This window comes from Allobosea sp. RIT-PG3_2, assembly GCF_057321085.1.
Genome location: NZ_JBXWCA010000013.1, coordinates 24096 through 42609, shown reverse-complemented (window position 1 = coordinate 42609; position 18514 = coordinate 24096). Strand labels below are relative to the sequence as shown.

The following is an 18514-nucleotide window of genomic DNA, read 5'->3' as shown; positions in this document are numbered from 1 at the left end:
CATGGCCGAGGTGACGCGCCTGCGACTTCCCGAGCTCTCTGCCACGGCTGACCTGCTGAGCATCGGTTCGACCCGAATCTATCGGGTCGCCGACATCGAGGGCATCGGTTGGCCGGCGAAGGCGATGTTCGGCTCGCTGACGCAGGCCGATCTGGCGGCTGCCGCCGAACGATTGCCCGAAAGCGCCGTCGATGCCGCGAACGCGACGCTCGATCTCAGCTTCAACAGCTATGTGATCGCCCGGCCGGGCCTGACCGTCCTGATCGATGCGGGCATCGGCAATGACAAGGAACGGCCCGATCGCCCGGCATGGCATCGCCGCTCCGGGCGCTTCCTCGACGTCCTGACGGCGCTGGGCTTTCCTCCCGACAGTATCGATCTCGTCGTCAATACCCATCTCCACGCCGATCATGTCGGATGGAACACGGTCCATGACGGGCAGCGCTGGCGGCCGACATTCGCGAGGGCGCGCTATGTGGCCCCCCGCGTCGAACTCGATCACTGGTCGGCGCTCCACCACGCCGACCCGTCCGGCGCCACCCTGCACGGAGCCTTCGCGGATAGCGTCCTGCCGCTGGTCGAGGCGGGCGTCCTCACTGCCGTCGAGACGCCGGCGGAGATCGCGACCGGCTTGTCTCTCGAGCCCGCGCCCGGCCACTCGCCGGGAATGACCATCGTCAGACTGAAGACGGAGGAGAACGATGTTTGTTTTCTGGCCGATCTCATCCATCATCCGATCCAGCTGATCATTTCCGGGCTGAACTCGAATTTCTGCGGAAACCCCTCCGAAGCGCTGTCGATGCGTGACCGCATCCTGCGTCGCTGCGCGGGGGAACATATGATAGTCGCGCCCTATCATTTTGCTCCGCCGTCCTTCGGCAGGATCGAAGAGACGGGAAGCGAGGTATCGTTTCGTTACCTTCCGGTATCGCGGGATCAGGTTGTCCTCACCGTGGACAACCCGGGGAAATCATGAATTCAACGACCAATAAACAGGGGAACCAGACAACCATGCTCAAACACACGAAGACAGGACTGGCCGCCTCGTTCGGCCTGGCATCGCTGCTGCTGGCCTCCGCCGCCTTCGCCCAGCAGCCGGTCAAGATCGGCATGATCACCACGCTTTCGGGTCCCGGCGGCTATCTCGGCCAGGACATCCGCGACGCGTTCAAGCTCGCCATCGACATGGAGGGCGGCAAGCTCGGCGGCGTGCCGGTCGAGCTCGTCGTCGAGGATGACGCGCTGAAGCCCGGCCAGGGCAAGCAGATCGCCGAGAAGATGCTGAAGACCGACGGCATCAAGATCATGACCGGCATCGTCTTCTCGAACGTCGCCGGCGCGACCGTGCCCGACATCGTCGATTCCGGCGCGCTCTATGTCAGCCCCAACGCAGCGCCCTCGAACTTCGCCGGCAAGGAGTGCAACGAGAACTACTTCGTCGTCGCTTGGCAGAACGACAGCCTGCATGAGAGCGCCGGGCAATACGCCACCAATCTCGGCTACAAGAAGGCCTTCATCCTCGCCCCGAACTACCAGGCCGGCAAGGATGCGCTCACCGGCTTCAAGCGCCTGTTCAAGGGCGAGGTCGTCGGCGAGGTCTATACCCGCCTCGACCAGACCGACTTCGCACCCGAGATGGCGCAGATCCGTTCGGCCAATCCCGACGTCGTCTTCCAGTTCCATCCGGGCGGCCTCGGCATCGCCTTCCTGCGCCAGTACCAGCAGGCCGGCCTGCTCGGTAAGGTGCCGATGGTGCTGGCCGAGCCCTCGCTCGATGCCACCACGCTGAAGGCCGTCGGCGACGCCGCCGTCGGGCTCAACGTCACCGCCCACTGGAACACCGACTTCGACAACGCGGCGAACAAGAAGTTCGTGGAAGCCTGGACCAAGGCCTACAACCGCGTGCCGACCTATTATGCCAGCCAGGGCTACGACACCGCGCTCGCCATTGCCTCCGCCCTCAAGGCGACGAGCGGCAAGACCGATGTCGCGGCGCTCCGCACCGCCCTCGCCAAGGCCGATTTCCAGTCGGTGCGCGGCGCCTTCAAGTTCGGCAAGAACCAGCATCCGATCCAGAACTGGTACGCGCTCAAGGTCGAGAAGGGTGCGGACGGCACGCCGATCCTGAAGACGGTCGACAAGGTCCTGAGCGACCATGGCGACGTCTACGCCAAGGACTGCAAGCTCTGAATCGATAACCCTGGACAGCATTGGAAAGGCAGTCGTCATTCCGGACAAGCCGCGCGAGCGGCGCCGATCCGGAATCCATCGTAACGCTCAGCGCTCGATGATGGATTCCGGGACAAGCCCGGAATGACGGCGCGTTTCCATCGCAGGGTAAGCCCCTCCGGCTTTGGAACGACGGCGGACGGCCTCTGGAGCCTCCGCCCGGATATGGCAGCGATGACGCTCGTTCTCGAACAATTGCTCAACGGCCTGCAGTTCGGCGTGATGCTGTTCCTGCTCGCGGCCGGGCTGACGCTCATCTTCGGCATCATGGGCGTGATCAACCTCGCCCATGGCTCGCTTTACATGGTCGGCGCCTATGCGGCCGCGTTCGCCGCGGCGCAGACCGGCTCGTTCCTGCTCGCGGTGCTGGCCGGCCTCGCCGCCGCTGCGATCATCGGCATGGTGATGGAGGTGGTCGTGCTGCGCCGGCTCTATGCGCGGGACCATCTCGACCAGGTGCTGGCGACCTTCGCGCTGATCCTGATCTTCAACCAGAGCGTGACGATCCTATTCGGCCGCCAGCCGCTCTTCGTCTCGGTGCCCCCAGCGCTCAACGGCTCGGTCCAGCTCCTGCCCGGCCTGATCTATCCGGTCTATCGACTCGCCATCATCGCGGTCGGCCTCCTCGTCGCGCTCGGGCTCTATTTGCTCATCAACCGCACCCGCGTCGGCATGCTCGTGCGCGCCGGCGCCACTCATCGCGAGATGGTCCGCGCACTCGGCGTCGATATCCGCCTGCTCTACACCGCCGTCTTCGGTCTCGGCGCCCTGCTCGCCGGCCTAGCCGGGTTGATGGCGGGGCCGATCCTGGCCGTGCAGGTCGGCATGGGCGAGCAGATCCTGATCATGACCTTCGTCGTGGTGGTGATCGGCGGCGTCGGCTCGATCCGCGGCGCCTTCTTCGGCGCGCTGATCGTCGGCCTCGTCGACACCTCGCTGCGCGCCTTCATGCCGGGCCTGCTGCGCCATGTCATGACCGGCTCGGAAGCCGACGCGCTCGGCGCCGGCCTGGCCTCGATGGGCATCTACCTGCTCATGGCGATCGTGCTGCTCGTGCGGCCCAAGGGACTGTTCCCCGCCCATGTCTGACGACGCCCTCACCCGCGCGCATGCCGCGACGCCCGCACTGGGCCGCATCATCGCGCTGCTCGCGCTCACTGTTGCGCTGATCGCCCTGCCCTTCGTCCTCAAGGCGATCGGCCAGCCGGCGCTGGTGCCGCTGGCGACCCGCGTCCTGATCTACGCCATCGCCGCCGCCAGCCTCAATCTGGCGCTCGGCTTCGGCGGGATGGTGTCCTTCGGCCACGCCGCCTTCTTCGGCATCGGCGGCTATGTCGTCGGCATCCTCTACCGAACGATGACGGACGACGCCCTCTTCCTCGGCTTCATCCCCGGCACGGACCAGCTCCTCATCACGCTGCCCGCCGCGCTCCTCGTCGCCGGCCTGTTCGCCTGCCTCATCGGCGCGCTCAGCTTACGCACCAGCGGCGTGCAGTTCATCATGATCACGCTCGCCTTCGCGCAGATGCTGTTCTTCCTCTTCGTCTCGCTCAAGGCCTATGGCGGCGATGACGGCATGACGATCCGCCGCCGCAATGCGCTCTTCGAACTCAACACCCGCGACGACACGACCTTCTATTTCATCTGCCTCGTCGTCGCCGCCCTGGTCTTCCTGGCGCTCTGGCGCATCGTCGGCTCGCGCTTCGGCATGGTGCTGGCCGGCATCCGCCAGAACGAGCGGCGCATGGCCGCGATCGGCATCGCGCCCTATCGCTACAAGCTCGCCGCCTTCGTCATCTCCGGCATGGGTGCCGGCCTCGCAGGCGCGCTGATGGCGAACTATCTGCGCTTCGTCAGCCCGGACATGCTGCACTGGACCAAATCCGGCGAGCTGATGATCATGGTCATCCTCGGCGGCGTCGGCACGCTGCTCGGCCCGCTGCTCGGCGCCGCCGCCCTCGTCATCCTCGAAACCGTGCTGACGAGCTGGACCGAGCACTGGCAGCTCGTGCTCGGGCCGATCCTGCTCCTCGTGGTGCTCTTCACCCAGGGCGGGTTGACCGGGCTGTTCAAACGCCTCGGCCTCGGCGGCAGGAGCGCGCCATGACCGACATTACCATGACGCGACCGCTCCTCTCGGTGCGCGGCCTGCGCAAGCGCTTCGGCGGGCTCGTCGCCACCGACGGCGTCGATCTCGACGTACGCGACGGCGAGATCCATGCGCTGATCGGCCCGAACGGCGCCGGCAAGACCACGCTGATCACCCAGCTCTTCGGCGAATTGACCCAGGACGAGGGCGCGATCCTGCTGGAGGGCGAGGAGATCGGCGCCCTGCCGACGTCGCAGCGCGTCGGGCGCGGCCTCGCCCGCACCTTCCAGATCAACCAGCTCCTGCCGGACTTCACGATGCTCGACAATGTCGCGCTCGCCGTGCAGGCGCATGAGGGGCACAGCTTTCGCTTTTTCGCCAATGCGCGCCGCGACGAGGGCCTGCGCGGCCGCGCCCGCCAGCATCTCGCCACGGCAGGCCTGAGCCATCGCGCCGAGGTCAAGGTCGCCGATCTCTCCCATGGAGAGCAGAAGCAGCTCGAATTCGCCATAGCGCTCGCCTGCGAGCCGCGCCTGCTGCTGCTCGACGAGCCGATGGCCGGCCTCGGCCATGCCGAGAGCGAGCAGATGGTCACGATGCTCTCCGCGCTGAAGGGCCGCGTCACCATGCTCCTGGTCGAGCACGACATGGATGCGGTCTTCGCACTGGCCGACCGCATCTCCGTTCTCGTCTACGGCCGCGTCATCGCGACCGGCACCGCCGACGATATCCGCGACAACCCGGAAGTGCGCATCGCCTATCTCGGCGAGGGAGACGCCTGATGCTGAGCGTGCGCAGCCTGCAATCCGCCTATGGCCGGAGCCAGGTGCTGTTCGATGTCGGCCTCGACATCGCCGAGGGCGAGGTCGTGACGCTGCTCGGCCGCAACGGCATGGGCAAGACCACCACGGTGCGCTCGATCATGGGCCTGCTCGCGCCGAAGGGCGGCGAGATCAGCTTCGAAGGGCGCGCGGTAGCCGGCATCGCGCCGGAGAAGATCGCCCGCTGCGGCATCGGCCTCGTGCCCGAGGGGCGGCAGGTCTTCCCAACGCTGAGCGTGCGCGAGAACCTCGTCGCCACCGCCTCGAACCGGCTGAAGCGCTCTTCGCCCTGGACGCTGGAACGGGTCTACGCCCTCTTCCCTCCCCTGCAGGAGCGCGCCGGCCAGTCCGCCCGCACGCTGTCGGGCGGCGAGCAGCAGATGCTCGCGGTCGGCCGCGCGCTGATGACCAACCCGAAGCTCCTGATCCTCGACGAGGCGACCGAGGGGCTGGCGCCGGTGATCCGGGCCGAGATCTGGGGCTGCATCGAAGCGCTGAAGGCGCAGGGCCAGTCGATCCTGCTGATCGACAAGAACATCAACGTGCTCAAGCGCATCGCCGACAGGCACTACATCATAGAAAAGGGCCGCACGGTCTGGTCGGGCTCAAGCAACGACCTCGCCGCCAATGCCGAGCTGGTGCATCGCTATGTCGGAGTCTGAGATCGTGGCCCACAGCGCTGAGGCCGATCCGGTCGAGGCCTTGCGCGATGCGCTGAGCGACATCCTGGCTGGGCTGATCGCCGCAGGCTGCGGCCCGCATCACCTCACCGGCATAATCTGGCAGACCGACCGGCCCGAGGCCTTCCATCTCTCGCGCCACACCGTCGAGCTCGCCTGGCGCGAGGTCTTCGCCGGCTTCCGCCCGCCGATCCGCCTTCAGCCCAAGACAGAGCCCGGCCTGACCATCCGCGCCCGGCACCTCGCTCCGCAGCCGCTGCCCGAGACGATCGTCGAGGGCTACACGCTGCGCGATCTCGGCCGGCAATACAGCCCGCGCCTGCAGGCCGACATGAAGGCGTTGTTCCGGCAGTGGAGCCGCGACGGCGAGGCCTTCCGCGCCAATCACGAGGGCGTCGACCTCGCCTATGGCCCCGGCCGTTTCGAGACCCTCGACCTCTATCGTCCCGCCGGGACGAGCCCTGCGCCGATCTTCGTCTTCATCCATGGCGGTTACTGGCAGGCCTCGGACAAGGTCCAGCACGCCCAGTTCGCACAGGGGCTGCTCGATGCGGGGTACGCCGTCGCCATGCCGAATTACGGGCTCGCGCCGGACACGCCGCTGGAAGCGAGCATCGCCCAGAGCGTGGCGGCGCTGAACTTCCTCGTTGATGAAGCCGATGCGCTCGGCCTCGATGCCAACAGCCTGCACATCTGCGGCCATTCCGCCGGCGCGCATCTTGCAGCCATGGCGCTTTGCGCGGCTGAAGCCCCGTCGATCGCCTCGGTCCTGCTGCTCTCCGGCCTCTTCGACCTGAAGCCGCTCGGCCGTCTTCCTCTCGGCCGCCTGCTCGGCCTCGACGATGTGGCGCGTGCGACGCGGCTCAGCCCCATCGTCCAGTCTCGCCCGCAAACAGCGCGGATCGCTTTCGCCGTCGGCGAAGGCGAGAGCGACGCCTTCAAGGCGCAATCGGCCGCTCTCGCCAAAACATGGCAGGCGCCGGCACCGCTGATCTGCCCGGGCCACCATTTCAGCATGCTCGAAGGGTTGAACGGCGGCGCGCTGCTCGACCTCGCGCTCCGCACGGCCAAGGGCTCATGACGCACCACCCTCGCAAGCCGCTGCGTTTTGCTTTGATCGGCTGGGGCGCCATCAACCGCCGCATCGTCGAATTGCTGGCGGAACGCGATGGTGGCACCGATTTCGTCGTCGCCGCGATAGGTGTCCGCAACGCCGCTGGAGCTGGTGACGTTCCGGCCGGTGCAATGGTCATCACGACGCCCGACGCACTCGAAGGCCTCGATCTCGATCTCGTCGTCGAGGCGGCCGGGCGCGAGTCGGTCGGCATCTGGGGCGAGGCGGCGCTCCGATCCGCGCCCGCCTTCGCCGTCGCATCGACCAGCGCCTTCTGCGATACCGCGCTGCTCGACCGCTTGGTCGCCACGGCGGAGGCCCATGGCAGCCAGATCCTGATCCCGCCCGGCGCCCTCGCGGGCATCGACGCCATCGCCGCCGCCTCCGTGCTGCCGCTCGACGAAGTGGTCCATCGCATCGTCAAGCCGCCATCCGCATGGCGCGGCACACCGGTCGAAAGCCTCGTCGCGCTCGACGAACTGACCGAAGCGACATCCTTCTTCATCGGCACCGCCCGCGAAGCCGCCTCCCGCTTCCCCCAGAACGCCAATGTCGCGGTGATCTCGGCGCTGGCGGGCCTCGGGCTCGATCGCACCCGCGTCGAGCTCGTCGCCGACCCGGCCGCCGGTGGCAACGGCCACCAGCTCAGCGCGCGCGGCGACTTCGGGAAGCTGGAGATCGCCATAGAGAACCGACCGCTGGCCTCGAACCCGAAATCCTCCGAAATGACGGCGCTGGGGCTGGTCAGGCTTATCGAGAATCGCGTGCGACCGCTCGTGCGGTAGACGCACTTGCCGTCATGCCCTCGGCTTGACCCGGGCATCTCGGAAACCAGCGCCTTCTCGTCGTGAGATTCCCGGGTCGAAGCTTTGCTTCGCCCCGGAATGACGCTCGCAGCAAACCCACATTATTCATAATCAGATCAATCTGAATTTATCTGATTTATCCGACTGGATCACAGAATGAGCCCGCACCTATGGTCTCGTTGAGACTAGCGGAAACGACCCCGACAGACCGCTGAACACGCCGCCAGCCGAGGCTTTCATGACGATTTATCCCGACCTCAAGCTCTATATCGGCGGCGCCTGGCGGAAGACGGCCGAGGAGCAGCCGGTTCTGAACCCGGCCGACGAAAGCGTCATCGGTGCGGTCCCCCTCGCCTCCCATGCCGATCTCGACGATGCCCTCGCGGCCGCCGCCGAGGGCTTCAAGGTCTGGAGCCGGATGGCGCCGCGCATCCGCGCCGAGATCATGCTGAAGGCTGCCGCGCTGATGCGCGAGCGTGTCGAGGAGATCGCCTTCGCGATCACGCTGGAGCACGGCAAGCCGCTGGCGCAGGCGCGGCTTGAGGTGGTCCGCGGCTGCGAGTTCTTCGAATGGGATGCGGCCGAGGGTCAGCGCGCCTATGGCCGCGTCATACCGAGCGAGCCCGGCATCCGCTATGTCGTGATGCATCAGCCGGTCGGCACGGTGGCGGCCTTCTCGCCCTGGAACTTCCCGATGAGCCAGCCCTGCCGCAAGATCGCGGGCGCGCTCGCGGCGGGCTGCTCGATCATCATCAAGGCGGCGGAGGAGACGCCGGCCGGCGCCCTCCACATCGCCCGCGCCTTGCACGATGCCGGCGTGCCGCCCGGCGTTTTCAACCTCGTCTTCGGCGTGCCGGCCAAGATCTCGAGCTATCTGATCCCGCAGGCGCAGACCCGCCTCGTCGCCTTCACCGGCTCGACCGCCGTCGGCAAGCACCTCTCGGAGCTGGCCGCGCGCCACATGACGCCCGTGCTGATGGAGCTTGGCGGCCACGCCCCGGTCATCGTCTGCGACGATGTCGACCCGGTCGCGGCCGGCCATCTCTCAGCCACCCGCAAGGTCCGCAATGCCGGCCAGGTCTGCACCTCGCCGACGCGCTTCTTCGTGCAGGAATCGATCTACGAGCGCTTCACCAAGGCCTTCGTCGAGAAGGCGCAGGCGGTGACGGTCGGCAACGGCCTCGACGCGGAGACGCAGATGGGCCCGGTCGCCAACCACCGCCGCATCGAGGCGCTGGAAACCCTCGCCGCCGATGCCCGTGCTCGCGGCGCCCGCGTGCTCACCGGCGGCGAGCGGCTCGGCAATCGCGGCTATTTCTTCCCGCCGACGGTGATCGCCGATCTGCCGGACGATGCCCGTGCCATGCGCGAAGAGCCTTTCGGCCCGATGGCGCTGATCAACCCGGTGCGTTCGGTCGAGGAAGCCCTCGAAAAGGCGAACTCGCTGCCCTTCGGCCTCGCCGCCTACGCCTTCACGCATTCCGCGGCGCGCGCTGACCAGATCGCCGAAGGCATCGAGGCCGGCAACGTCTCGATCAACACGCTGGAAGCCTCCGTCGCGGAGGTGCCGTTCGGCGGCGTCAAGGATAGCGGCTATGGCCGCGAGGGCGGGGCCGAGGGCCTGTCGCACTACATGACGGTCAAGACGCTTTCGCATCGCATGGCCATCTAGCTGCAATCTCCGCCCCTTTACTGGCAGGATTGCCATAGGGACGAAATATTGCGCATGGACGGGGTGAAAGGCTGGCGGCCTCGGGTTTTCGCGGCATTGTGGCCGCGATGATTCGCTCCGCAACCCTGCTGATGCTGGCGTTGAGTCTTGGCGCCTGTGCCGTGGGGCCGGACTACACGCCGCCCACGCTCGACATGCCGCAGCGCTGGAGCGCGACGACGAGCGGGCCGAAGGCGCCGAAGCCATCCGAATGGTGGCGCAGCCTCCGCGACCCCACGCTCAATGCGCTGATCGATCAGGCCATCGCCGGCAATCTCGATGTCGCGCAAGCCAAGGCCCGCATCCGCGATGCCCGTGCCGCGCGCGAGCAGGCGGTCGGCGCGCTCTTCCCGCAGGTCGATGGCGGCGCCATCGCCAACCGCTCGCGCTCGGCGCTCGTGACCCGCAACAGCTTCCGCGCCGGCTTCGACGCGTCGTGGGAGATCGACCTGTTCGGCGCCCGCGACCGCGCCGTCGAGGCCGCGACATACGGCACGGACGCCGCCTTCGACGACTTGGACTCCGTCATGCTGACGCTGATCGGCGATGTCGCCTCGACCTATGTCGAGTCGCGCGGCCTGCAGGCGCGGATCGCGCTCGCCCGCAGCACGGCGCGGACCCAGCGCGAGACCGAGGCGCTGACCCGCACCCGTTTTCGGGCCGGCGACATCTCCGCCATCGACACCTCCCGCGCCACCGCACAGGCCGCGAGCACGGAATCGCAGATTCCCCTGCTGGAAACCTCGCTCGCCCAGAACCAGCATCGGCTTGCCGTGCTGACGGGCCGCCCGCCGGCCGCGATGGCTCCTTACTTCGCCCGCCCGGCCGCGGTGCCCGCGACGCCGGCGCCGCCGCGCGCCGGCATTCCCGCCGATGTGCTGCGCCGCCGCCCCGATGTCCGCTCGGCCGAGCGCCTGCTCGCGCAGGCGACCGCGCGCATCGGCCAGGCGGAGGCCAACCGCTACCCGTCGGTCTCGCTGACCGGCAGCATCTCGACCTCGGCGATCAAGCTCGGCGACCTCGCCAAGAACAGCGCCATCGGCTGGTCGATCGGCCCCAGCCTCAGCGTGCCGATCTTCAACGGCGGCGAGTTGGCGGCGGCGGTCGATGCGGCCAGGGCCCAGCGCGAGCGGCAGGACGCGGCGTTCAGGCTCGCCGTGCTCACCGCCTTGCAGGATGTCGAGAACGGGCTGGTCGGGCTGCGGCAGGAAAGGCTCCGGCTCGGCAGCCTGTCGGAAGCAACCCGCGCTTCGGGCGAGGCGGCGCGGTTGTCCCGTGCGCTCTATGCCTCCGGCAATGTCAGCTTCCTCGATGTGCTCGAGGCGCAACGCTCGGAATATGGCGCCGAGGAATCGCTGATCCAGAGTAGGGTCGCGCTCGTCACCCAGTTCATCGCTCTCAACAAGGCGCTGGGCGGCGGCTGGCTCAGGCCCGTCGCGGTCTCCGTGCCCGCCGTGATCGACGGCGAAACCGGGCCGCGCCCGCGCCTCATTCCCATAGAGGAACCGCAACCATGAGGCTGCGCCGCCTCCTTTTCCCTGCCCTGATCGTCGCGGCCGCCGGCGGCTATTATGTCTGGCAGGCCCGGCAGGCCACGCCGGCCGAGGCCGTCAGCCTCCCGAGCGTCGAGGCGACGATGGGCAATGTCGAGGAAGCCGTGCTCGCCTCCGGCGCGCTCGAGCCGATCCGGCAGGTCAGCGTCGGCGCGCAGGCGACCGGCCGCGTCGTCTCGCTCAAGGTCAAACTCGGGGACAACGTCGCGGCGGGCGATCTGATCGCCGAGATCGACGGCGTCACGCTGCAGAACACGCTGCGCTCGGCCGAGGCCGATCTCGCCGCGCTCAAGGCGCAGCGCATGGAACGCAAGGCCAGCCTCGTCTATGCCCAGGCCGTGCTCGCCCGGCAGAAGCAGATGATCGGCCAGAACGCCGTCTCGCGCGACGCCTACGAGAACGCCGAGATGACGGTCAACACGACCGGCGCCCAGATCGAGGCGCTCGACGCGCAGATCGTCTCGAGCCAGGTCAAGGTCGAGAACGCCCGCGCCAATCTCGGCTATACCCGCATCACCGCGCCGAGCGCCGGCACCGTGCTTGCCGTCGTCGCCCAGGAAGGCCAGACCTTGAATTCCGTCCAGTCGGCGCCGACCATCGTCGTGCTTGGCGACGTCTCAACCATGACGGTGAAGGCCAAGATCTCGGAAGCCGACGTGCTCAGAGTGAAGGCCGGGCAGGAGGTTTATTTCAGCGTGCTCGGCGCGCCGGAACAGCGCTTCCCCGGCAAGATCTCCTTCGTCGAGCCGGCCCCCGACACGCTGAAGACGCAGAACGCCACAAGCTCCTCCGCCGCCAGCAGTTCCTCATCCACGAGCACCAGCGCGGTCTATTACAACGCGCTCTTCGAGGTGCCGAATCCGGACGGGCGACTGATGACCTCGATGACCGCGCAGGTCACCGTCATCGTCGGCCGGGCCCAGAACGTCGTCACAGTGCCCTCCACGGCCATCCGCCGCCGCGGCCCCAATACCTTCGTCGATGTCCTCAGCGCGGACGGCAAGCCGGAGCAGCGCAAGGTCACCGTCGGGCTCGACAACAAGATCGTCGCCGAGATCAGCTCGGGGCTGAAGGCGGGCCAGCGCGTCGTCACCACCCGCAGCGCCGGCGGCCCGGACGCCACGCGCCAGACCCGGCGCCCCCGTTCGGCCTTCGGGTTCTGAGATGGGCGTGCCGCTCATCCGTCTCGCAGGCGTGCGGCGCGACTTCGGCAGCGGCGAAGCGACCGTATCCGCGCTCGACGGCGCCGATCTCGTCATCGAAGCGGGCGAGATGGTCGCGATCGTCGGCCAGTCCGGCTCCGGCAAGTCGACGCTGATGAACATCATCGGCTGCCTCGACCGGCCGACCGGCGGCACCTACGAGATCGACGGGCGCCCGACTCGCGACCTCGATCCCGACGAGCTCGCGCGGCTCAGGCGCGAATATTTCGGCTTCGTCTTCCAGCGCTACCACCTGCTTTCGGAACTGACGGCACTGGCCAATGTCGAGGTGCCCGCGATCTATGCCGGCATCACGCCCGGCCCTCGCCAGAAACGCGCCGCCATGCTGCTGGAGCGGCTCGGCCTCGCCACCCGTGCGACGCACCGGCCCTCCGAACTCTCGGGCGGCCAGCAGCAGCGCGTCTCGGTCGCACGCGCGCTGATGAACGGCGCCCGCGTCCTCCTTGCCGACGAGCCGACCGGCGCGCTCGACCGCAAGAGCGGCGAGGAGATGCTCGCCTTGATCGAGGAACTCAACCGCGAGGGCCACACCGTCATTCTCGTCACTCACGACATGAATGTCGCAGCGCGCGCCCATCGCATCATCGAGCTCAGCGACGGCCGGATCGTCGCCGACCGGCGCACGGCGCCTCAGTCCGAAGCCGCGATTCCGCCCTCCCCCGTCCCGCCGCCGGCCGGGCGCCTGCGCGCCGCCTTCGGCCGGCTGAAGGAGGCGTTCGGCATGGCGGTGCGCGCCATGGCCGCCCACAAGCTGCGCACGACCCTGACCATGCTCGGCATCGTCATCGGCATCGCGGCCGTCGTCAGCGTCGTCGCGCTCGGCGAGGGCGCCAAGCGCAACGTGCTGCAGAACATCTCCGGCCTCGGCACCAACACGCTCGAAATCTTCCCCGGCGCCGGCTTCGGCGATTTGCGCTCCGGCCGGGTCCGAACCCTGACCGTGCTCGACGCTCAGGTCCTCGCTGCCCAGCCCTATGCCGCGAGCGTGACGCCGACGGTGACGACCAGCGCGACGATCCGCTTCGGCAATATCGAGGCCACCGCGCAGGTCAACGGCGTCAGCGAACGCTATTTCGACGTGCGCGGCAGCGTCCTGGCGCGCGGCTCCTTCTTCGACGCGTCGGACGTCCGCACGCTCGCGCAGGACGTCGTCATCGACGAGAACGCGCAGGGCGTGCTCTTCCCGCAAGGTCCGGCCGATCCGATCGGCACGGTGATCCTGATCGGCTCCGTGCCCTGCCGCATCGTCGGCGTGATGCGCCAGCAGCAGGGCGGCTTCGGCGGCAGCCAGAACCCGCAGGTCTTCCTGCCCTACACCACCGTCCAGGGTCGCTTCCTCGGCGATCTCTCGCTGCGCAGCATCACCTTGCGCGTCGACGACGAGACACCGATGGCGGCGGCGCAGGAGGCCGTGACGGAACTCCTGACCCATCGCCATCGCACCAAGGACTTCTTCATCCTGAACCAGGACGAGATCCGCAACACCATCACCAGCGCCACCGCGACGTTGACGCTGATGATCTCCTCGATCGCAGTGATCTCGCTCCTGGTCGGCGGCATCGGCGTGATGAACATCATGCTGGTCTCGGTCATCGAGCGCACCGGCGAGATCGGCCTTCGCATGGCCGTCGGCGCGCGCCGCGGCGACATCCTCCAGCAATTCCTGATCGAGGCGTCGCTGGTCTGCTTCATCGGCGGCGCGCTCGGAATCGGGCTGGCGCTCGCCATCGGCTTTGCGTTCGAGGCGTCGGGTTCTCAGGTGAGCTTCATCTATTCGGGCGAGGCCTTCGCCGTCGCCATCACCTGCTCGACGCTGATCGGCCTGACCTTCGGCTTCCTGCCGGCCCGCAACGCCGCGAGCCTCGACCCGGTGGTCGCGCTGGCGCGGGATTAGGGCCTGCGGCTACCGAGGCCTCCGGAAAGCCGTGTTCTCGCGATCAGGCCGGCTGGACGCTCGCTTCGACGACACCAGCCTTGCGCTGCGTGTAGACTCCGACGACTCGCCAAATGATCCAGGCCAGGATCGCGCCCGTATAGCCGTCGACCGCATAGTGCCAGCCGAGGACGACCGAGCCGATCATAATGATCACGGCGAAGATCCACATGAAAACCCCGACGAGCTTCCGGCGTTCGCTGTAATACAGGGCGAACAGGACCGAAGTCGCCACATGGATGGAGGGGAAGGCGCTGATCCCGAGCGCGCCCGGGCGTTCGCCCGTATAGCCTTCCCATAGCATGTCCTGGGTAGACAACGCCCAGATCGGCCAGGTTTTGGATGAGCGCGCCAGCGCATCCATGAGCGGCTTGTAGCGGTCGCCGAGGCCCAGATCCTCGAAGAAGCAGGGTCCGGCGGAAGAGAAGACGGTGGCGATGAAGAACCCCGCGACGAGCCAGATCGCCATGAACGTCATGAGATATTGTTGGCGCAGGGGCGCATCTTCGCGAGCGGCGACGGTGATCAGAATGGTTCCGATCATGATGAAGAACCACAGATTATAGAAGAGATTGACGATGCAAATGCCCGCCGGCCATTCGATCAGCCACCAGAAGTATTCATGCGGCAACCGGCCGAAATGCAGCCCGCGATCGATATCGGAGAATGCGACGTCCCATTTGAATGGGTTCAGCAAGGCGATCGCGCCCTTGAGGACGCCGAACCCCGCAACGAAGGCCGTAATGGCCGCCATTCCCACGACAAAATTGGCCATGCGCGGGCCATCCAGGAGGAAGCTCTTGCACGGCTTCAGGAATGTCCTGAGTGGCGAAGGATCGCGCGCGACGAGGGCGAGCCACACCAGCCGATGCGCCGCATAGAGGCTGGCGAGACACCAGATCGCAATTCCAAGATAGCCGGCGAATATCCTGACGCCGTCCATGTCGAGGCTGTTCTTCGTCTCGTCGCTGACGAGCATGGCGATACCGAGCGTGAATATAGCGACGATGATGAGGCCGATGTGGCGGCGCAAACTCTCAGCGAACATCAGCACGACAGGCATCGGTTCCTCCCCCGAATGAACCTCCGTATTCGCTACCACGAAGTTCCTTTCGTGTTTGACAACGGCGGAGCGATATCCGTTCCGAACCACGATGCTTCCGACGTGAGGAGCCTCGCTGAAGATGCGCCTCGCTGGACGCAGAGCATGCGTAGCTAGACCTTCCTGCCGCGCCGCGTCGGCACTGAAGGAAGGAGGCGCCCCGCACCCGACAGGATGCTGGCAGCGAGCGCCCGCGCCGCCTCTTGACGCGATTGTCCGCCGATGACGACGAATTCGATCGTCCCGAGCGTCGGCAGCGCCTCGCGCGGCTCGACCTCGGCCAGCCCCGGCGGAATCAGCCGGGCCGAATGGGCGGTGATGCCGAGCCCCGCCACCGTCGCCGCGCGCAGGCCCGCGAGGCTACCACTGGTGCAGGCAACGCGCCAGGCGCACCCGGCCTGCTCCAGCGTCTCGATCGCATGGACGCGCGTAATGCTCGGCGGCGGATAGAGCACCAGCGGCACCTCGCGCTGCTCGACCAATCTTGCACCCGGCCGCCCGATCCAGACGAGGCGTTCCTGCCAAGCGACTTCCCCGCGCTCGTCGCCCTTGCGGCGCTTGGCGAAGATCAGGTCGAGATCGCCGGCGTCGTATTGCTCGTAGAGCAGGCCGCTGAGGCCGACCGTCAGTTCGAGATCGACGGCATGATGCTGCATGGCGAATTCGGCCAGGATGTCCGGCAGCGCCGTATAGGCGAAGTCTTCGGAGACTCCGAGCCGGAGCCGCCCGCGCAGCGTCGAGCCCTTGAGATAGCGCTCGATCCGGCTGCCGGCCTCCAGAACCTCCCGCGCGAAGGGCAGGATGGCGTCGCCATCCGGCGTCGGGCGCACTTCATGGGTGTCGCGCGCCAATAGCCGCCGCCCGACCCTCTTCTCCAGTCGCGCGACATGCTGGCTGACCGAGGACTGGCGGAGACCGAGCTGGCGCGCGGCCTCGGTGAAGCTCAGCGTCTCGCAGACCTTGAGGAAGCTCTGTAACAGGACGGGATCGAGCGGCTTCATGTCATCATGATTCATGATGAGCGATATCATGTCCAGTCCGGATCAAAATAAAGCCAGAAAGGATTAGAAAGCGACACCTCACCTGAAGGACCGCAGATGATCCGCCGCACCCTCGCCCGCTTCGGCATAGACCCTTATCTGATTGCGCTGATGGCGACCGTCGCGGTCGCCGCCATCCTGCCGGCGCGCGGGATCGGTGCCGAGATCGCCGACGATGCCGTCACGGTGGCGGTCGCCCTGCTGTTCTTCCTCTACGGGGCGCGCCTCTCGCCGCTGGCGGTCTGGGAGGGGCTGCTGCACTGGCGGCTGCAATCGCTGGTCTTCGCCAGCACCTATGTGCTCTTCCCGCTGCTCGGCCTCTTGCTGACGCGCCTCTTCGGTGGCTGGCTGCCGTCGGAGCTCGTGGCCGGGCTGATCTTCGTCTGCATCCTGCCCTCGACCGTGCAGTCTTCGATCGCCTTCACCTCGATCGCGCGGGGCAATGTCGCTGCGGCGCTGTGCAGCGCCTCGGTTTCCAACCTCTTCGGCATCGTGCTGACGCCCCTGCTTGTCGTCGCGCTGCTCGACTCTCATGGCAGCGGCTTCAGCGCGAAGGCGGTCGAGAGCATCGCACTGCAGATCCTCCTGCCCTTCGTCGCCGGCCAACTGCTGCGCCGCTGGGTGGGGCCCTTCCTTCAGCGCCACAAGGCGCCGATCTCTATCGTCGACCGCGGCTCGATCCTTCTCGTCGTCTACGCCGCCTTCAGCGAGGGCATGGTTGCCGGCATCTGGTCGCAGGTCACGCTCGGCGATCTCGGCCTCATCCTGCTGCTCGACATGGTCCTACTCGCGGTGGTGCTGGCGATCACGACCATCGTCAGCCGTCGCCTCGGCTTCTCGAAGGACGACGAGATCGCCATCGTCTTCTGCGGCTCGAAGAAGAGCATGGCGAGCGGCATCCCGATGGCCAACATCCTCTTCCCCGGCCAAGCACTGGGCCTGATCGTGCTGCCGCTGATGCTCTTCCACCAGGCGCAGCTCTTCGCCTGCGCCGTGCTGGCGCAACGCTATGCGCGCCGCCCGGCTCAGCCGAAAGCGGACCCGTCCGCCGACGCCGCACTGACCCCGGCCAAGGCCTGAGACCTGGCCCCGGCGCCGCTCCTCAATCTGAGGTCGGCGACGGAACAGCGCGCGCCCCATGCCGTTGATCTCCTGCACGGCAGGACCGTTGCACTCCCTGAGGCCAAAATCCCCCGCCGCGCGACGGGGAACGGTCATGGAGACGACCCATGCAGGACGAACAACGCGAGATCAGGAAGATCGCCTACGGCTTGTGGATGAAGGACGGCCAACCCGAAGGCCGCGACCGCGAGCATTGGGAAGCGGCCAAGGAAATATGGGCCTACCGCAGCCACAACCATGTGCTCGACGACGAGAACACATCGTCGCCATCGCGCCAGCAGGCGGCCGAAACGGCGGCAGCAGACGGCAAGGCATCGCAGCAGCACGGAGGCTGACTCGGCGCTGCATTCCAGCGGCGCAATAGCGATGAAGGTGGACAAGGCGGAAGGCTCATTCCCGGCCGCCATGGCCTGACTTACGCGATCACGGGCAGAGATATCCGCCTTGGTCGGGCAGGCAGCGCGCGCCTGTCGGCAGGATGAGTGCGCCGCCGGGATCGCGCTTGACGTAATCACCGTTGGGCAGTTCGAAACCGCCGGTCGAGTCTGGGTTCACGCGCGTGCCGTCCGGCAGGATCAGCTGGAAGCTGTCTCGAACGATCCGCTTGGACGAGGCAGCCGGCGCGCCCGAGACCGGTCGCGGCGGGGACGAGACGCAGCCTGCCACGAGGATGGCAACGGCGCTTGCAGCTATCGATATCCTGATCATCCGCCATTGTTGCCGCGCCCGGCGCGGCGGCGCAAGCCCGCGGCGGAAATGCCGCGCCCATGGCGAGGATAGCAGAATCGGTATCCCTCAAGGCTTTGTACTTGAACGCCCCGGGCCGCCCTGCATCGCCTGCAGTCTCATCGACCGTTCTTGCATGGCGATTTGGCTCGCGTGCGATCCTTGATTTGTCGGCCTGACGTCTTCTCAACAGGTGTTTTCAAAGTGCGGGCGCCCGGAAGCGACCACTTTATCAATCCATGCGGCTGGTCGGCGGGCCGTCATCATCGGACGAAAGCGCCTCTCCGCACCGCCTGGACGCCATGGCATCGCGCCCTGGACGCTCCGTCCGGCAAAGATCCAAGGTTGGAATAATCTCGCGAATC

Annotated in this window: 17 protein-coding genes; 14 read left to right on the top strand and 3 right to left on the bottom strand. The window is 67.2% G+C overall.

What is annotated here, in order from left to right; all coding sequences use genetic code 11:
* The first annotated feature begins 1 nt into the window (after position 1).
* From AC2FAN_RS26080 to AC2FAN_RS26025, 12 genes are all read left to right on the top strand, one after another.
* Positions 2–976, top strand: coding sequence for an MBL fold metallo-hydrolase (locus AC2FAN_RS26080; protein WP_485176929.1), 975 nt, complete (start codon positions 2–4; stop codon positions 974–976).
* 35 nt (positions 977–1011) lie between these two features.
* On the top strand, positions 1012–2190 hold the full coding sequence (locus tag AC2FAN_RS26075; RefSeq protein WP_485176928.1) for an ABC transporter substrate-binding protein: 1179 nt from the start codon (positions 1012–1014) through the stop codon (positions 2188–2190).
* Between the two features lie 213 nt (positions 2191–2403).
* Entirely contained in the window at positions 2404–3318 is a 915-nt protein-coding gene (locus tag AC2FAN_RS26070) for a branched-chain amino acid ABC transporter permease (RefSeq protein WP_485176927.1), read from the top strand.
* Positions 3311–4336 (top strand): branched-chain amino acid ABC transporter permease, encoded by a 1026-nt coding sequence (locus AC2FAN_RS26065; RefSeq protein WP_485176926.1) that lies wholly within the window; start codon positions 3311–3313, stop codon positions 4334–4336. The genes AC2FAN_RS26070 and AC2FAN_RS26065 overlap by 8 nt, the downstream gene beginning before the upstream one ends.
* A gap of 11 nt (positions 4337–4347) precedes the next feature.
* Positions 4348–5100 (top strand): ABC transporter ATP-binding protein, encoded by a 753-nt coding sequence (locus tag AC2FAN_RS26060; RefSeq protein ID WP_485176975.1) that lies wholly within the window; start codon positions 4348–4350, stop codon positions 5098–5100.
* A complete protein-coding gene (locus tag AC2FAN_RS26055; RefSeq protein ID WP_485176925.1) occupies positions 5100–5801 on the top strand; it encodes an ABC transporter ATP-binding protein in 702 nt (233 codons plus the stop codon). Before AC2FAN_RS26060 ends, AC2FAN_RS26055 begins: the two co-directional genes overlap by 1 nt.
* 4 nt (positions 5802–5805) lie before the next feature.
* Positions 5806–6900: an alpha/beta hydrolase gene (locus tag AC2FAN_RS26050; RefSeq protein ID WP_485176924.1), complete on the top strand. Its 1095-nt coding sequence runs from the start codon at positions 5806–5808 to the stop codon at positions 6898–6900.
* Complete coding sequence (locus AC2FAN_RS26045) at positions 6897–7718, top strand: aspartate dehydrogenase (RefSeq protein WP_485176923.1); 822 nt, start codon at positions 6897–6899, stop codon at positions 7716–7718. Before AC2FAN_RS26050 ends, AC2FAN_RS26045 begins: the two co-directional genes overlap by 4 nt.
* A 259-nt stretch (positions 7719–7977) precedes the next feature.
* On the top strand, positions 7978–9411 hold the full coding sequence (locus AC2FAN_RS26040; RefSeq protein WP_476806102.1) for an NAD-dependent succinate-semialdehyde dehydrogenase: 1434 nt from the start codon (positions 7978–7980) through the stop codon (positions 9409–9411).
* Between the two features lie 107 nt (positions 9412–9518).
* On the top strand, positions 9519–10967 hold the full coding sequence (locus tag AC2FAN_RS26035) for an efflux transporter outer membrane subunit (RefSeq protein WP_485176922.1): 1449 nt from the start codon (positions 9519–9521) through the stop codon (positions 10965–10967).
* Positions 10964–12166: an efflux RND transporter periplasmic adaptor subunit gene (locus AC2FAN_RS26030; RefSeq protein WP_485176921.1), complete on the top strand. Its 1203-nt coding sequence runs from the start codon at positions 10964–10966 to the stop codon at positions 12164–12166. Before AC2FAN_RS26035 ends, AC2FAN_RS26030 begins: the two co-directional genes overlap by 4 nt.
* A gap of 1 nt (position 12167) precedes the next feature.
* Positions 12168–14120 (top strand): MacB family efflux pump subunit, encoded by a 1953-nt coding sequence (locus AC2FAN_RS26025; RefSeq protein ID WP_485176920.1) that lies wholly within the window; start codon positions 12168–12170, stop codon positions 14118–14120.
* Between the two features lie 43 nt (positions 14121–14163).
* On the opposite strand, the gene AC2FAN_RS26020 is transcribed toward AC2FAN_RS26025, so the two are convergent.
* Together AC2FAN_RS26020 and AC2FAN_RS26015 are read right to left on the bottom strand one after the other, a co-directional pair.
* On the bottom strand, positions 14164–15222 hold the full coding sequence (locus tag AC2FAN_RS26020) for a phosphatase PAP2 family protein (protein WP_485176919.1): 1059 nt from the start codon (positions 15220–15222) through the stop codon (positions 14164–14166).
* A gap of 152 nt (positions 15223–15374) precedes the next feature.
* Positions 15375–16262 carry a LysR family transcriptional regulator gene (locus AC2FAN_RS26015; protein WP_485176974.1) on the bottom strand — a complete coding sequence of 296 codons (888 nt, stop codon included), beginning with the start codon at positions 16260–16262 and terminating at the stop codon, positions 15375–15377.
* 96 nt (positions 16263–16358) lie between these two features.
* Between AC2FAN_RS26015 and AC2FAN_RS26010 the strand changes: the two genes are divergently transcribed.
* Both AC2FAN_RS26010 and AC2FAN_RS26005 read left to right on the top strand, forming a co-directional pair.
* Positions 16359–17381, top strand: a complete 1023-nt coding sequence (locus AC2FAN_RS26010) for a bile acid:sodium symporter family protein (RefSeq protein WP_485176917.1) — start codon at positions 16359–16361, stop codon at positions 17379–17381.
* A gap of 149 nt (positions 17382–17530) precedes the next feature.
* Positions 17531–17758 carry a DUF2934 domain-containing protein gene (locus AC2FAN_RS26005; protein WP_476806108.1) on the top strand — a complete coding sequence of 76 codons (228 nt, stop codon included), beginning with the start codon at positions 17531–17533 and terminating at the stop codon, positions 17756–17758.
* A gap of 88 nt (positions 17759–17846) precedes the next feature.
* Here AC2FAN_RS26005 and AC2FAN_RS26000 read toward each other — a convergent pair whose 3' ends face one another.
* The gene (locus AC2FAN_RS26000) at positions 17847–18131 is read right to left on the bottom strand and encodes a hypothetical protein (protein ID WP_265050114.1); all 285 of its coding nucleotides are present in this window, start codon (positions 18129–18131) and stop codon (positions 17847–17849) included.
* Positions 18132–18514 lie beyond the last annotated feature (383 nt).

Coding starts and splice junctions, on each gene's coding strand:
- AC2FAN_RS26080 (WP_485176929.1), top strand. CDS start 2: ATGGCCGAGGTGACGCGCCTGCGACTTCCCGAGCTCTCTGCCACGGCT.
- AC2FAN_RS26075 (WP_485176928.1), top strand. CDS start 1,012: ATGCTCAAACACACGAAGACAGGACTGGCCGCCTCGTTCGGCCTGGCA.
- AC2FAN_RS26070 (WP_485176927.1), top strand. CDS start 2,404: ATGACGCTCGTTCTCGAACAATTGCTCAACGGCCTGCAGTTCGGCGTG.
- AC2FAN_RS26065 (WP_485176926.1), top strand. CDS start 3,311: ATGTCTGACGACGCCCTCACCCGCGCGCATGCCGCGACGCCCGCACTG.
- AC2FAN_RS26060 (WP_485176975.1), top strand. CDS start 4,348: ATGACGCGACCGCTCCTCTCGGTGCGCGGCCTGCGCAAGCGCTTCGGC.
- AC2FAN_RS26055 (WP_485176925.1), top strand. CDS start 5,100: ATGCTGAGCGTGCGCAGCCTGCAATCCGCCTATGGCCGGAGCCAGGTG.
- AC2FAN_RS26045 (WP_485176923.1), top strand. CDS start 6,897: ATGACGCACCACCCTCGCAAGCCGCTGCGTTTTGCTTTGATCGGCTGG.
- AC2FAN_RS26040 (WP_476806102.1), top strand. CDS start 7,978: ATGACGATTTATCCCGACCTCAAGCTCTATATCGGCGGCGCCTGGCGG.
- AC2FAN_RS26035 (WP_485176922.1), top strand. CDS start 9,519: ATGATTCGCTCCGCAACCCTGCTGATGCTGGCGTTGAGTCTTGGCGCC.
- AC2FAN_RS26030 (WP_485176921.1), top strand. CDS start 10,964: ATGAGGCTGCGCCGCCTCCTTTTCCCTGCCCTGATCGTCGCGGCCGCC.
- AC2FAN_RS26025 (WP_485176920.1), top strand. CDS start 12,168: ATGGGCGTGCCGCTCATCCGTCTCGCAGGCGTGCGGCGCGACTTCGGC.
- AC2FAN_RS26020 (WP_485176919.1), bottom strand. CDS start 15,222: ATGCCTGTCGTGCTGATGTTCGCTGAGAGTTTGCGCCGCCACATCGGC.
- AC2FAN_RS26015 (WP_485176974.1), bottom strand. CDS start 16,262: ATGAAGCCGCTCGATCCCGTCCTGTTACAGAGCTTCCTCAAGGTCTGC.
- AC2FAN_RS26010 (WP_485176917.1), top strand. CDS start 16,359: ATGATCCGCCGCACCCTCGCCCGCTTCGGCATAGACCCTTATCTGATT.
- AC2FAN_RS26005 (WP_476806108.1), top strand. CDS start 17,531: ATGCAGGACGAACAACGCGAGATCAGGAAGATCGCCTACGGCTTGTGG.
- AC2FAN_RS26000 (WP_265050114.1), bottom strand. CDS start 18,131: ATGATCAGGATATCGATAGCTGCAAGCGCCGTTGCCATCCTCGTGGCA.